The 15,691-nt window shown below is 45.7% G+C and carries 10 protein-coding genes; 3 read left to right on the top strand and 7 right to left on the bottom strand.

Annotated features, from left to right (window positions below):
- Nucleotides 1-41: 41 nt before the first annotated feature.
- The 7 genes from FM037_RS28860 to FM037_RS18440 form a co-directional block, all read right to left on the bottom strand.
- Entirely contained in the window at nt 42-1,997 is a 1,956-nt protein-coding gene (locus tag FM037_RS28860; RefSeq protein WP_407695666.1) for a condensation domain-containing protein, read from the bottom strand.
- Nucleotides 1,970-6,211 (bottom strand): non-ribosomal peptide synthetase, encoded by a 4,242-nt coding sequence (locus FM037_RS18460; protein ID WP_221937427.1) that lies wholly within the window; start codon nt 6,209-6,211, stop codon nt 1,970-1,972. The genes FM037_RS28860 and FM037_RS18460 overlap by 28 nt, the downstream gene beginning before the upstream one ends.
- A gap of 112 nt (nt 6,212-6,323) precedes the next feature.
- Nucleotides 6,324-7,076 (bottom strand): MFS transporter, encoded by a 753-nt coding sequence (locus FM037_RS28855; RefSeq protein ID WP_221937426.1) that lies wholly within the window; start codon nt 7,074-7,076, stop codon nt 6,324-6,326.
- Nucleotides 7,077-7,084: 8 nt separating this feature from the next.
- Nucleotides 7,085-7,597: an MFS transporter gene (locus tag FM037_RS28850; RefSeq protein ID WP_221937425.1), complete on the bottom strand. Its 513-nt coding sequence runs from the start codon at nt 7,595-7,597 to the stop codon at nt 7,085-7,087.
- 4 nt (nt 7,598-7,601) lie between these two features.
- Nucleotides 7,602-9,569 carry a TonB-dependent receptor gene (locus FM037_RS18450; protein ID WP_144047187.1) on the bottom strand — a complete coding sequence of 656 codons (1,968 nt, stop codon included), beginning with the start codon at nt 9,567-9,569 and terminating at the stop codon, nt 7,602-7,604.
- Nucleotides 9,570-9,840: 271 nt separating this feature from the next.
- Entirely contained in the window at nt 9,841-10,827 is a 987-nt protein-coding gene (locus FM037_RS18445; protein WP_221937424.1) for a helix-turn-helix transcriptional regulator, read from the bottom strand.
- 239 nt (nt 10,828-11,066) lie between these two features.
- Complete coding sequence (locus FM037_RS18440) at nt 11,067-12,038, bottom strand: helix-turn-helix transcriptional regulator (RefSeq protein ID WP_144047186.1); 972 nt, start codon at nt 12,036-12,038, stop codon at nt 11,067-11,069.
- A 523-nt stretch (nt 12,039-12,561) separates the two neighbouring features.
- Between FM037_RS18440 and FM037_RS18435 the strand changes: the two genes are divergently transcribed.
- The 3 genes from FM037_RS18435 (at nt 12,562) to FM037_RS18425 (ending at nt 15,674) form a co-directional block, all read left to right on the top strand.
- Nucleotides 12,562-13,251 carry a 4'-phosphopantetheinyl transferase family protein gene (locus tag FM037_RS18435; RefSeq protein WP_144047185.1) on the top strand — a complete coding sequence of 230 codons (690 nt, stop codon included), beginning with the start codon at nt 12,562-12,564 and terminating at the stop codon, nt 13,249-13,251.
- Between the two features lie 240 nt (nt 13,252-13,491).
- A complete protein-coding gene (locus FM037_RS18430; RefSeq protein ID WP_144047184.1) occupies nt 13,492-14,655 on the top strand; it encodes a 4-phosphoerythronate dehydrogenase in 1,164 nt (387 codons plus the stop codon).
- Between the two features lie 2 nt (nt 14,656-14,657).
- Nucleotides 14,658-15,674 carry an aspartate-semialdehyde dehydrogenase gene (locus FM037_RS18425; protein ID WP_144047183.1) on the top strand — a complete coding sequence of 339 codons (1,017 nt, stop codon included), beginning with the start codon at nt 14,658-14,660 and terminating at the stop codon, nt 15,672-15,674.
- Nucleotides 15,675-15,691: the final 17 nt, after the last annotated feature.

Genomic DNA, 15,691 nt, shown 5'->3' with positions numbered 1-15,691 from the left:
CGCCGATGAATAACAACTCCCTCGGCTTATGCTGTCTGTAATTACTTCACTCGTTGACGACGGCTTATTTTTCGATTGGCTTGTCGTTGCTGCCTTGCCTGTAACGCGTGATCAGGTTGTGACGTTTTGGCCGCTCCAGACACTGCTGCAGCAAGGGACTCCGGCGAGGGATAGGCGAATAAATCCGTGACTGAAATATTCATCCCTTTTTTATGCAGTGCCCCATGTAACTGAATAAGCTGTAATGAGCTGGCCCCAGCATCGAAGAAGTTTTCTTTTTCTCCAATGGGGGTGCTTAGGATTTGGCTAAATGTTTCGCGTATTTGGTTGACGGTTGCTGGGTCGCAATGAGTTCCTCCCGCCCACATTGGACTGAATGTTGGCTGAGTCGGCTCTGGGGTAAAACGGGTTAGGCTCTTGTCTGCCACAATCAGTTGTTCCATTGGCATTTGCCAGCATTCTGGATTGGCTGCCAGCATTTTTAGTAGCTGGATATATTGTCCGAACATCTGGTCCAATAGTGGTTTCGGTAGCAGTGTTTCAACGGCATCCCAGTTCAAGCAGAGATAGCCAGATGACTCGTAGACTTGATGGTCTAACCAAACCTGTGGCGTTTGCGAAATGCCCCAAGCGGGTTTAAGCCAAGCAGAATCGGCAATAAAATCGCCGTCGGAAGTACCGAGCGCACTGGTGAAGACCACGGGCATTGACGTGTTTGCTATGTTCTGTTGACGCGCCAGTTCGCGCATGACCCAAACCGCTGAGATGTCACGGTGTTTTAAGTCTTGCGCCAGCTGCCCTTGTAGACGCTTAAGGCTAGATAACCAGCTGTTTTCCGGGTGCCAAGCGAGCAGGAGCAAAGTGGTAAAATCCCCCATTACCTGATTGATCTGCGGGTGTAACTCTTGTCTATCGAATAAGGTGAGGTTGAGGGTTAGCGATTGATTGTCACTCCATGCTGACAGCGTGGAGGCATACGCGCACATCAATATAGCCGACGGAGTGATCTGATGCCTTGCAGCCATTTCTTTGAGCGCGCGCCACTGTGTTGGTGATAATGTGTCTGCCGAACGGATGAATTTCGGCTTGCTCAATCCGGTGGGGTCCGACTGGATGGGGAGATTGGGCGCTGGCGGTAGCGTGCTCAACTGGTTTTTCCAATATGTTTGCCCCTCTTCTTGTGCGTGTTTATTTGAGTGTTCATGGTCTTTTTGGTGCTTGATATAATCCCTGAAGCTGATGTCCAACTCAGGAAGTTGTGCCAGCGGATCTTGATAGAAGGTTTCCAGCTCAGACAAGAAAATTTGCATGCTGAGTCCGTCGAGCATCATATTGTCCAAGCTGACAAACAAGCGGGCTTCATGGGCCGTATCTTTAATGGCTTCGATACTGAATAGCGGCCAGTAAGCCGGGTTTTTAACCTGATGCGAGAGTTCGTTGCGAATGTCATCGGCTTTTGCACAATCGAGATCATCAAACATATGACAACGAAGCGAGAATGAAGGCACGTCTCTCAGGACCTGTTGTTGATGGTTACGAACCACTGCTCTTAGCATGTCATGACGTTCAATCAGCTTGTCCATTGCTTGATTGAAACGGTGCACGTCGAGCCCTTGCACGCGAAACTCAATAAAAAATTGAGAGCTGGTTTCACCCAGAGCAAAACCTTTCTGGCGCCCAATCCAATAGGCTTGTTGAACCTCGGTCATTGGAAATGGCAGGTAGCGATCTTCTGGTCGTGCAATGAGCGCCTTGTTATCAAGCTGATGGCTAGGATCTGCAGGCTTTAGGGTGGCGGCAAATTCGCCCAATGTTGTCTTGGTGAATAACTCAGTCAGGTCTCCCTGAAATCCTACTTTTTGTAGCTCGCCAATGCAGCGTGTTGCCAGTAGACTATCGCCTCCTAATAGGAAGAAATCACTGTTTTTGTCCAGCGCGGCTTGATTGAATAATGACTGCCATACTTGCCCTAATACGGTCTCTTTTTCGGATAACAGTGGCTTAGCTTCGGGTGGGTTGATTGAAGAGCCTGTATTGTGTTCGCTGAGGCATTTTCGATCGACTTTTCCATTGGGGTTAGCGGTAACGCCTCCATGAAAGTAAAGCGTTTGGGGATCATATATGCGGGCAAGAGTTCACTGAGTCTAGCCATTAACTTGCTGGTATCGGGCTTCATCACTGCATTGTTGTTCTTTAATACGTATAAAGCGTGATTGCCGACAATATCCTGATGCTCGAGGCTAAATCCCGCTTGTTCAAATGAAGCTTCAAGTATGGCACCTGACAGTCGCTGTGGTTGCACTGCCTCCAGTACTTGTGCGCTTATCAAAGCGCCTTCACCGAACTCTGTCACTTCAAACACCAGCATCATGCCGCCGGGAGCAAGCAAGGTTTTAACGTCATTGAGATAGTCGATAGGATCTTGTTGGCGGTGCAGTACATTGTTCAGCAGTAGTACGTCTGCTTTGTTAGCCATTATTGCTGTTAAGGCAGAATCATGATGCCGGGCTTTAGCATGTGTCAATCGCTGAAGGCGTGAGCTGGCTTGGTGGGTCATCGACAAGGATGGATCCACAGCGTGATATTGAATTTTATCGGGTCCTAACAGGGTGGCGAATTGACTTGCCAGTAAGCCGCTGCGTGATTCGGTTTCAACCACAGTGATCGGTTTACCCAGTTTGGCAGACAGCCTGGAAACCGCGCCGATGGCCTTAGTGAACAGCACTTTCAGAGAGGGGGAGCTCATGAGTAATGATTCTGGTGATAGGGGACTGTCGAGCAGCGCATACGCTGGGGTATTGCCCGTGATTATCTGCCTAAGAAGCTGGTTTAATTTAACTAAGTTAGCCGGTGAATGGTTTAGTAACCAAGAGCTTTTGGGTACTTCTGGGGCTAACTGATAGGTCGGATAACGACCATTTACGTGTTTTTCTGCCAGATTATGTTGGCAAAGAAGTGCTAACCATTGCTCGAATAACTCAGTGTAACGTTCAATGGGGCCGTAACTCTGGAGCCATTCCTTTAGCGATTTCGGCGAGAGACTGTCGGCCATACAAGTAGACAAATGCTGGTGCAAGAAGCCTCCAACATCGGCGTCTTGCTCAGCGGTTTTTGTATCCACACCTTGTCGGAATAGCGTTTGGTAGTTATTGGGTAGAGACGGGTGGGGCTCAACAATTGAAAGTAACTCTACTCCTTCCGTTACCACGAAGCCTTCCAGTTGTTTATCTTTGCTGGCTGCCAGGCTAAGTGCAAGCGTAATACCTTGGTTAATACCGTCGAGACGGTTGAGTGCGGCATCTATTTCGCCAAGTTCTATGCGGTAACCGCCAACTTTTACCTGGTTGTCTTTACGCCCTAAAAACTCTAACGTCCCGTCTGGCCAGTAACAGCCAGTATCTCCGGTGCGATACCAACGCTGGGTCGCACCTGTCTCAGAGCAAACCCGTTCGATGAACTGTTGTGACGTTCGTTGGTTGTCGTTCCAGTAGCCTTGAGCCACTCCGGCTCCGCCAATCCATAACTCTCCTTGAACCCAGTCTGGACAGTCCCGACCCGCATCATCGACCACTCTAAATGCCTGATTTTTTAGCGGGTAGCCATAAGGCACTGAGCGCCAGTGGGGATCGGTTTCATCGACAAGGTATTCATTCGACCATATGGCGGCTTCGGTTGCCCCACCCATGGCGCTGAAGGTGCCTTCAGGTTGAAAATGACGGTACCGTTCAGGTAGTGATAGATCGATCCAATCGCCAGATAACATCACAGTCCTAAGCAGAGACGGGGAGTTGAACTTCATTCCTTCGCAGAATGTGAGAAACATATTGAAAAGGGCTGGGACTGTGTTCCATAACGTGATCTGGTGTTCCGACACTAGGTTATCCCATGCCATTGGATCGCGAAGTTGGTTTTCTTGTGGCAAGACCAATGCGCCACCAGCTGCCAGCACACCAAAAATGTCGTAGACAGAGAGGTCAAAATGCAAAGCAGAAAGCGCGAGAACCCGGTCGTTTGGGGAGACCTTGTGGCGGTCATTGATGTCCACACATGTATTGAGTGCCGACTGGTGGGAGATCATCACCCCCTTGGGTGTGCCAGTTGAGCCTGACGTATAGATTATATATGCCGTATCTTCTGGCCTGCGTAGGGGGGCTGGCAATGGCAGAGTGGGCCCTTTTGCATCCTGCCAATTGATGTGGATTGAGTCAGTCCACTCAAATTGAGTTATCGCGGTTTTACAGCGTAAGACAATGCGGATGTTGGCATTGGCGACAATGGTTTTCCTGCGGCTGATGGGTTGATTTGGGGCAATAGGAACATACACACCACCGGCGTAAAGAATGGCGAGTACTGCGACGATTTGTCCTGTGCCTTTTTCCATACTGACAGCGACATGATCGCCACTTTGCATGCTGGCCTCTACCAGTAAATGGGCCAACTTTCTGGCTTTTATGGTGAGCGCATCATAACTCAGTTGCTCGTTAGAGCTGATGATCGCAATGCGGTCCGGGTGTAAGTTTGCTTGCTCAAATATGCGGTCGTGAAGCAGCCCAGGTGGTAATTCACCCTGAAGCTGATTCAGTTTACTGCGTATGCTTTTTTGTGTTTTAGGCTGTAAATCAGGGAGCGGAACATGCCAATGTTGATTCCCCTCCAGTAGGTGTTCTATCAGTTGAACGAAAGCATGAAACATGGTCTCCATAAGACCGTCAGGGAACAACTCATCAATGCCATCCCATTGCAGAATGATCCCATCACCCTGTTTAAATGCGACAAAGTCCAGCCATACCTGAGGCGTTTGGGATATGCCCCATCCCGGCTCACCGAGAGGTTCATCGGTGTCGTCACCAAATAGGGACTTATTGAGGTTGCTGGTAAATACAATGGGCGCACCATGGGGATGAGTGCCGTTCTTCTTCAGATCGCGAAGCACCTCGACCCCGGATATCATGCGGTGCTCATAAAGTTCCGCAAACCGGTTTTGGTGAGCTTTGATGAGGTCGATAACGTTGGCGCCATTAATTTCGCTATCTAATAGCAAAATATTGGTGAAGTCTGCCAGCATGGTATTGACGTGATCATTGAATGGGTGGCAATCAAACAGTGTTAAGTTCAGCAATAGCTTGCTCTGCCCGCTCCAACGAGACATTACTGCAGAGTAAAGCGTGGCGAGCACCATGGTTGGTGTTACCAGATTGCATGACGCCAGTGCTTGAAGCTGTCGCCATTGAATATGACTTAATGGGTGTCTGCGGCGACTAAATTGTGGTTTTTTTACTTGTGTAGGTTCTTTAGCCAGAGGCAAATTTGGGGCGGCAGGTAAGGTTTCCCATTGTGATTGCCAAAAGCTGGCTGTTCGTTTTTTTTGTGTTGCAAATTCGGTGGATTCTTGGTGCAGGTAGCTGCGAAAATCGTAATCTGGCGATCGGTTTTGCAGCGGTTCACCTTTAAGTAAAGCTGATAGCTCGTTGAAGAATAGGCTAAAGCTTGATGCGTCCATCACCAAAAGATCAATGCTGACATGCACGCGGGACTTGTGCTCATGCAGCAGCGAAATATGAATGTCGATGGTTTGGCCGTTTTGCACATCCAGTACTCGGTGACTTAGTCGATCACGGATGGACTTCATTTCATATTCAGCGTCACTTTCAGACAAGGCGGTGAAATCGTGTCGCGTTACCTGATACTTGCCAATAGGCGCTTTCCAGCGTTGCATCCCGTTATCTTGGAATGCGACACTGAGCATTGGGTGGCGGTTAATCAGTGTATTAACCGAGGTTTCAAGCTGTGCGGGGTTAAGATAATTGGCGTTAAACTCTTGATACAGGTGGCAGCTGTTCCCTCCTAAAGGTTGGCTTTCGTCGCGGCCAATGTAATACGCAAGCTGTACTGGTGTCATCGGGAAGGGGCTACCATCGGTCATGATGGGATAAGGTGTTTTTTCCGGCTTGACGTTATTGGCTTTAGGGCTTGATCTTAGCTTTAACTCTACCAGGGTTTGGATCTCCGCGAGAGTCGGGTTCTCGTACATCTCTTTTAATGTGATGTTACATCCAGCACGACGAAATTGGTTTACCATGCGCATGAGAAACATCGAATCGAGTCCAATTTCAAACAGGTTGTCGGAGTCGCTGAGTGCATTGCTGGAGATGGCAAACGAGTGGTAAATCGCCTCCCTAAATTTTGATACTATTTTTTTCGAATCTGACATATCGGCATCTTATCTTGGCAAATTTTAGGTAAAAGAAACCCAGCCGTTGACGTGTGCAACAGCTTAGACTGGGTAATTAACTGGGCAGCCCATGAAATGTGGGCTTTAGAATTTACTTATTTTTTTCTTGGGCATTGAAAATGCTCATATTAAAAGATCTTTGATCGTGGGTACGAGTGGATTGATGTAATGTAAACGCAGCTAAAAAAGTGGCTATGATGGCCATGGTGTAATGGACCTTGTATCCAAAGTTGGCAATAATCCAGCCGCACAATATGGCCATTACGATTGCTACTATCATGTCCATGGACTGGAAAAAGGAGAAATCAACACCTGCTTGTTTGCCGTACGACCATTCCATCATCAGCGTATACAAGGCAACGAACTTGGCCGCAAAGATGAAGGCATTAATGACAAAAAGGACCTCCAGTCCATACGGTAAGTGGATTAACTCGCTGGAGTAAAAAAAGAATCCAGTATAAACAATCATTTCTGCTAATAAGCAGTAAGTCACCATCTTGATCGCGCTGATATGTTTAATTATCCATCCGCTGAAGGCTATCCCGATAAATCCAGTGATGGCGCCACCGCCAGCAGTGAGTAACCCCAGGTTTTCCAGATTAATGCCTCTGTCGTACAGGAAAGGCATCATCATAGATAACACGCCGCGCGTACCCAATTGGCACAGGGCTATCAGTAGTAAACCTTGTCTTATTTTGGGGTTTAAAAAAGCACTTTTAAGAGAGGGTATGTGGCCATCACTTACGCCAGATTGTGTCGTGTTTTTGCTAAACAACTTAAAAGTAGGCAATGACATGATCACCACGAGTCCCATCAGAACAAATATGGCGATTTGCCAATTCATGGTTCCTGTTAGGTAGATGAACATCCCCCTCCAAAAATGGCACCCAAATAGGCGCCTCCCACTTGCATGACGTTACCGACTCTTCTTTGTGACTTGAGCAACTGATCCACTGCCAGTCCATCGGTGCTGATGTCAGCAAAGGTCGATAGCAGGGCTAGCACTAGCACGCAGGCAAAAATTAGCGTGAGCTGGTGCAGCGCAGAAGTGAGTGCCAAGATCCCAAGTACGACAAGCATCATCACTTGAGCAAACAGGATGAGGTAACCGTGATTTTTGAGTGTGCGACCTTGCTTCCTCAGTGACTCTATATAGGGTGACCAAAGAAACTTCAATGCCCACGGCAGCATGGCGATATAGAAAAGACCGATTTGGGAGGTAGAAACACCTTCTGATCGCAGTACTGCAGGGAGGCCTTGCAGTGTGAACATACCGATCAAGCTTTGGATGGTATAAACCCCTGCCATTACGCTCAGCAGTGATGTGAGTCCTAAGCCCGGAGCATTACGGATAGTGGACTCCATCAGGTTACCACTCCATCTTCACGTTCAGACCCACTTCTCTGCCGGTGCCATAGTTGCTTAACGCAGGTCCACCCATAGAGAAGGAGTAGGTTTTGTATTCTACATCCGTTAGATTATTGCTGAACAAACGGAAGGAGAGCTTGTCGTTGAACGCGTAATTAACGGCGAAGTCCACCAAGGTGTAGCCTGACTGGGACAAGGTGTTTCGCTCGTCGAAGAACAAGCTTGAAGTGTAACGTGCGTTGGTTATCAGCGACACTTCGCCATCAAGCAGTGATTGTGGCAAGAAGTACTCAATACCAGCGATTGCTGTCGTATCAGGCGCATATGGCAGTGTGTTGCCTTGAAGACCTGCATTACCTGACTCAAATGTCGACTTTCCTTGTGTGCCCCCCAGTGTCAGCGTCAGGTCTGTGGTTGGGTAGAAAGCCAGCTCAAGCTCTAGCCCATGGCTCTTGGCCTCACCCAAGTTTTTAAGTATTTGACTGCCTGGTACACCGGTATAAAGTTGCATATCTTTGGTTTCGATCCAATAAAGTGCGCCGCTCACAACTAGAGTGTTTTCGACCAAAGAAGTACGCCAACCTAGCTCTCCATTCAGTGATTTTTCAGCATCATAGCCGTCTTTATCACCATAACTTCGAGGGACGGGGCTAAATCCTCCTGGGCGGTAACCACTGGTTAAAGAAGCGAATATTCTGGAGTCTTCATTCACTTGCCAACCAATGGCGACTTTTGGAGAAAGCATACTTTCAGATTTCTCTTCATTGTAGCCAGCAATCATCCATACTGGATTACCATCAAAGTCAGAGCTGGTAGACAAATGAGAAGCGCGCAGGCCAAAGGTCAAATCCAGAGTGTCAGTTACCCCATAAGTGGTTTGACCGAACATCGCGTAAGTATCGCTCTTGATCGTGTTTTTGGCTCCAACTCCTGTACCTACATCTAACCGACGGCTTTCAAAGTAGCCGCCGAATAATGCTGACAGTGATTCATTAAAGCGGGTGTTTACCAGTAGCTCTTGACTCAATGTGTTTTGATCTTCTTCCCAACTCCCCCCAATAAATTGACGATCGACATCTCGGTTTTGGTATGCCGTAATACTGGTGAGTGTCACGTTGCCGAGGTCATAGCCAATGTTAATTGAATAGGTGTTTACTTGGCGTTCTAACTCAGGAATATTCTGGCTAGTTTTTTTGTTATCGAATTCAGTCTGAGTGAGGTACCATTCTTCATTACTGTCCAAGTAATCAGCCGAAACAGAAAGAGTCATGCTCAGAGGAGAATCTTCCGGTATGAAGTGAAGGCGAGCAACGCCACTGAGCTCTTTGGTTTCGTTTGCTTTTTCTGTGTTGGTTGGAACATGGGTGATGTTGCCTTCATCGGTTAAAGAGCGGATAACCAAATCTGCATAAGTGGAGTCGCTGAGCTCAATTGCTGTCGAGCCATTAAGCTGATGACTCTGGTTGCTGTAAGTCACGCCTGCCGACGCTTTGGCTTGGTCGGTTGCTTTTTTAGTGATGATATTAATGATACCACCTTGTGCATTACCGCCGTACAAGGTTCCCTGTGGGCCTTTGAGTAATTCAACATGCTCAACGTTTTGTAGTTGTTGTGTGAGAAAAGCACTGTCTTGCAAAATGCCATCTACATAGATGCTAACCGTAGGAGAATAGTAGTCTGGTGAACTTATGCCACGAATAGTGGTGTTGGCGTAGGTTCTGTTACCACGAGTTTGGATCACTAAACCTGGGAATACTTTCTCGAGATCTTTAACCTCAAAGATCCCGGATTTTTCAAGTTCTTCGCCTGTTTTAACGCTAACAGAATTGTCCACGTGCCTTAATGGAACATCTTGCTTGGTGGACTTAATTATAATCACTTCATGATAGTTATCTTCTGCAAGCGTACAGTAACTTATTGTTGCCAAAGTCATTCCAAAGGCGATGGGGTTGAAGTATTTCCTGTACATCTCAAGTATATCCTTTCATTTAATAACGCTGAGCATATAGTGCAAATTTGGGAGAGTATTCGCTAACTCAATAAGGTGAAAAAAAAGCGAGAACCGACGTTTTTCCGCTCTAACTGTATGACCTTATAGATCGTAATGGTTAATAATTGGTGAGGCTTTAAAAGGTGGGTTTATGTTTATATTGGTGTGTCCAAGGTATGACTTAACCGTTTTTACTGATTGTCTGAGAATCATTAAGCGCTACACGCCAGTCAAGTTAGTGTTGACGTTATCAGTAACATGTAAAGGTAGGGCGTGCTGGTTTTTGGTTTGAAGATAGAAAACAAGAAGGTTTGCATCCTAATTCTTTTTTGAATGCGGCAGCAAAATGACCAGGGTTTGAGTAACCGACTTCCTGAGCCACATGACAGATAGGGAATGCTCCTATCGATATAAGCTCGACCGCTTTGGTCATTCTTTGTTGGATAACGTACTGATGAATCGTGGTATTGAACTCTTTTCTGAACCATTGTTTTAAAGAGGTTTCGTTGGTGCCTACCCGACGTGATAATTGGGTTATTGTGGGCGGTAACATAAACTCTTCGTCTAAGATCGCGATCGCTTTTTCTAGACCTTCACTTTTGTCAATACGGTGACTTCTGCTATTGTTTTCAATCAAATAGCGTGTAACATCGCTGATGAAGGAATAAGCAAGGTGTTGATGTATTGAAGCGTTAGACTGGCTCATTGGCTCTGACAGCTTTGAGGCGATACGACAGAATTGTGCATTGGCGGGCTTCATTAAAATAAAGGGTTCTCGGCATTCCAGTAATCGCTTGGTTTTTTCTCCAATCTGCATAATGTCGATGTATTCTAGCAACAGACTTCTTGGGATCTGCAAAGCAAAAAGATGACTTGCTTGAGGTTGATATCTGCACAGTCCAGTCCGAGTATCTGAATAACATAGCGCGATAGAATGGCTCGGGAAAATTTTGGGCGAGTTCAAGCTGTCAATCTGGTAATAAACAGCGTTGCCCAAATTGAGCATGATGGTAATAGCGTCGTACTCGGTCTTGTCTAGGGTATCCAGTTGCGTCGGTGCGTAAAAGTTCCCTTTAAATAGGCTAAGGGTGACTTCTTTGTTAAGCCTATGGCACCGTAAAGAGAATTCGCAATGGGTATGCTTGAATACCATATTTCCGTTGGTTTGAATGGACTCTTCCATTAAGTCCAAATTAAAGGGCAGTGTATAGTAAGGCATATTTTCATTTGCAGTCATTAATGGTAATGAGAAACATTACCATTTGAGTTTGTTTGAGTCTATCATTACCTAAGTGAAAACGGCTAGGTTGGTAAATAAGTGAACCTTAGCTGGAATAGGGACACCTGGTTTTTTCCTTATCTTTTTTAGTTAAATAAATGTGATTGGGCTGCGCAGATTTTATCATGGCAGGGACACACTGCCATGTGAAATATGAATGCTGCTACCAGCAATGCATCACTCAGCCGCGAGCCTAACTAAGAGAGATGGCGATTTTTTCGGTATTGAAAAGGGGGTTGTCCAAAGTGCTGTTTAAACAGTTTAGTGAAATGCGACGGGCTGGAATATCCAACGTTGAAGACAATGTCAATGATTGGATGCTCTGTGGACTCCAGTTCCTTTGCCGCTACTTCCATGCGTATTTGTTGAAGAATTTTGGAGAAGGTATTGTTGAACAATAATTTGAAGCCTCGTTTGAAGCTGGTTTCATTGGTGCCTACTGCGTTGCATAGTTGTTTGATGCTCCAGTCTTCACCTGGCGTCGATGTGATCAAACCGTGAGCTTTGCGGATTTTATTTAGCGTGTGGTTAGACAGACAAGAATATTTATCATGTTTCTTGTTGGTCATGATCATCTCTAGCTGGTTGAGTAGCTTAGATAAGCATTGGTAAGCTTGTGACACTACAAATAGGTTACCCGTTGCATCCGATGCTTTATCGGCACTTTCGCTTTTCAGTTGGTTGATGAATTGTTGAGTTTCAATGCTCGTGTCGAAAACGAATGGACGATTTTCAGTGCGTGGGTTAATGCCATTATCCTCAAATTTCTCACTCATCTGTTGATAAATCGACATCAGGTATTGACAGTCAAACCGGATGTCAGTGATCTCTACGTAGCTTTCAACTTCGCTGATGAACACATCATTGAATGTGTTAGCAGAGAATATCAGCACGCTTTTTCCTTTCTGCAACAATAGTGGTTCGTCAGTGCCTTTGCTCCATCGAATGTTGTTGCCTTTGACGACAATAAGGAGCCGGAGGACAACATTTTTCTCTTCAGAACTGGCTTGATATGACGTACAGCCACCGTAGCCGGAAAGTGTGTGTATTTGGCACCCCAAACAGCCACCAAATGATTGACATGTTGGCGTTTCCAGATTGCCGTGGTCGATGTAGTGATTCGTTATTGGGATAGAATTTGAGTGAGTTTTTGTGAAAATGTTGTTCATATTAGTTACCGTTTAAAACTTCTTGGTCAGCTAGTACGCAAATATTTCAGTGGCATGAATGGACATGCGCTGCACGGAATGATCTGTAGTGATCGCTGGTATCTCATTGCTATTCCATTGACAGAGCAAATTTCATAGCAGAAACCAGAACGCTATTCTGTTGAGCATCTCACTTTCTGTCTACTCGAATTGGTAGTAATTTAAGGGCATTATTAACTCGAATTGAGTAAAAGACTTAGTGTCAAAACGGCTACCTAAGTTCGATCCCGGTGCTGAACTTAGGCAGAACCGCTAAATATAAGTGTTGTCCTAACCATTCCCTTCTCAATTTAATCTTTTCTGTAAGTCATCACCATGGCATCGACTTCACTGAAGAGACACTTATGACGGTCTATAAAGTCTGCCAGGGTGCTATTTGTAAAGTTCATAGGAATAAATTGCTAACAAATTTAGAAAAGATAACAATGATTATCATTATCTTTTCTTGGGGGCTGTTGCTATTGGGGTCTTGGTGTAAAAAAAGATGAATATTTTGAATTGGCCTTCAAACCTTCAGCTTAGCTATCTAGGTGTGAGGTATAAACCAGAATATGAACAACTGATGCTCAACGAAGGCGTCACGCTGCCACTCTCATTAGAGCGAGCTATGCTAAAGCGTCGTTGTGAGTTTTTGGCTGGTAGGATTTGTGCCAAACGTGTACTTACAAAATTACATATTAATACATCAGAAACCATCAAAATTGGTGCTGGTCGTCAACCCCTTTGGCCAGCAGGAGTCTCAGGGTCAATTTCGCATTGCGATGGTCATGCCGTTGCAGTGGTAGCCTGGCAGGAGGAAAATGTGATGGGGGTTGGTATTGATATTGAAAATATCGTTTCCTCTGAGTTGGCTCAAAGCATACATGAACAGATTATCTCTGAAACAGAGTGGGGTTATTCAAGGCTGTTTACTGATTTTCAATTGTTTTTGACCTTGATGTTTTCTGCAAAAGAATCCATTTATAAAGCAATTTACCCATTTATTAATCAAATTCTGGATTTCAATTCTGTGAGCCTTATTAATGTAGACTTGAACAGATGCGAACTTTTTTTTACTTATAATACCTATCTTCAATCCGTGTTTGGCAGGACAGAAGCTTTGGTGGTTAGATATCAAATCAATGATGGTTGCTTGCTTACTTGGTGTAGTGTTTCCCAAAAGCATCTATTTTAAATGGGATAGGTTCATATATGTAGGGAATGTCATCATGGTACCTGAGTATCATTGGCCCCTGCGATCAGAAGTGCTTCATAAGGGGATCTTTACCTAAAAGTCAGTTCAGTATCTTACTTCTCGCTCGCTTGAAGCTAAGGCGAGAACAAAGATAAAAATGTAACCAGCTTCATTCTCAAGCTGCCCCTACCTTGTTAGAATGTGCCATTCAACGCATTCACCTCACTTTTGGAAGTTAAAATGAAGATCCTTGCCGATGAAAACATGCCTTATGTACAAGAGTTATTTGGGGATTTGGGGACGATTGAAACCGTTAATGGCAGGGAGCTGACGCCAGAGCAGGTTAAAGATGCCGATGTGCTCTTGGTACGCTCTGTGACTCAGGTCAATGGGTCCTTGTTGTCGCTTAATAATCAGCTTAAGTTTGTCGGCAGTGCCACTATAGGTACAGATCATATCGATACCGATTATCTTGCGAGCCGTGACATTCCCTTCAGTAATGCGCCAGGCTGTAATGCTACGGCAGTGGGTGAGTTTGCCTTTATCGCCATGCTGGAGCTCACTCATCGTTTCGGCGGAAAACTTAAAGATAAGACTGTGGGTATCGTGGGGGCGGGTAACACGGGGTCGGCGGTGGCCAAGTGTCTTCAGGCCTATGGCGTGACTGTTTTGCTACATGATCCGGTTATTCAAGATAGCGATCCCCGTGACTTTGTCTCATTAGATGAACTGATAGCTCGCTGTGATGTGATAAGTCTTCATGTGCCTATCACTAAGACTGGTGAGCATAAGACCTGGTATTTGTTCGATGAAGCCAGACTCAATAGCTTAAAGCAGGGTACCTGGCTGCTTAATTGTTGCCGCGGTGAGGTGATTGATAATCGCGCGCTGATTAAGGTCAAGCAAGAAAGGCCGGATATCAAGCTGGTACTCGATGTGTGGGAAGATGAGCCAAATCCTATGCATGAGCTTATTCCTCTGGTCGAGTTGGCGACGCCTCATATTGCGGGTTACAGCCTGGAAGGTAAGGCTCGCGGCACTTATATGCTGTATCAGAAGCTGATGCAGGTACTGGGCAGAGATGCTGATAAATCCATGATGGCATTATTACCGTCTCTATGGAGCGCTCAATTGGATATCGAGTCGATACCCAATGAGAAGTCCCTGCTGCAACTCGCACGTTTTATCTATGATCTTCGTGATGACGATGAATTATTTAGAAAAACCATCCTTGATGATTCATCAAAAAATGCCCAAGTTAATTCTTCTAATAACAATGGGTTTGACTTTATGAGAAAAAATCACAAGCATAGGCGTGAATTTAGTGCCTTAAGGCTAGTAAACACTGGGCATTCTGATGTAAATTGGCTGACCAATTTAGGTTTTTCAGGAATCGGACAGTAATTATGTCGCAAGAATTCAATGTTGTCGTATTAGGTGCATCGGGCGCAGTGGGTCAAACCATGATAGAGATCCTCGAAGAGCGCAATTTTCCCGTTGCGAAATTATTTCCTCTAGCCAGTAGTCGTAGCGCTGGTGGTACGGTCAGCTTTCACGGTAAACAGGTAGAAATTCTTGACGTAGACGACTTCGATTGGTCTCAGGCGCAGATAGGCTTCTTCTCTGCCGGTGGTGATGTGTCTGAAAAGTGGGCGCCTATCGCAGCTGAGAACGGCTGTGTTGTCATCGATAACACCTCTCATTTCAGATACGATAACGATGTACCTCTAGTTATCCCTGAGGTTAACCCGGAAGCGATTGCCGATTTCCGTAACCGAAATATCATCGCTAACCCAAACTGCTCGACGATTCAGATGTTGGTTGCACTTAAACCTATCTATGATGCATTCGGTATTTCACGTATCAATGTCGCCACCTATCAGTCAGTGTCGGGCTCAGGCAAAGTGGCTATCGAAGAGCTTGCTGGCCAATGCTCTAAGCTACTTCAAGGTCTTCCTGTAGAGCCTAAGGTTTATCCAAAACAGATCGCCTTCAACGTGTTACCGCAAATCGATAAGTTTATGGAAAACGGTTATACCAAGGAAGAGATGAAGATGGTCTGGGAAACTCAGAAAATCTTCGGTGATGACAATATTGTCGTCAATCCGACTGCGGTTCGGGTGCCGGTATTTTATGGTCATTCGGAAGCGATACATCTGGAGACCATTCAACCTGCCGAAGCCGAAGATGTTAAAGCTGTGTTGCGTGAGGCTCCGGGGATTGAATTATTTGAATCCAATGAAGAGTATCCTACGGCAGTAACTGAATCTGCTGGCACGGATCCTGTTTACGTGGGACGTGTACGCAAAGACATTTCTCATTCACACGGTATAAACCTTTGGGTTGTATCTGATAATATTAGAAAAGGTGCGGCACTAAACAGTGTTCAAATAGCCGAGGTGTTGATTCGCGATTATTATTAATTTCGAATGTTATAATA

Source organism: Shewanella psychropiezotolerans (genome assembly GCF_007197555.1).
In the GTDB taxonomy this organism is placed as follows: Bacteria; Pseudomonadota; Gammaproteobacteria; order Enterobacterales; family Shewanellaceae; genus Shewanella; species Shewanella psychropiezotolerans.
This window is presented reverse-complemented; position numbering and strand designations above follow the sequence as displayed.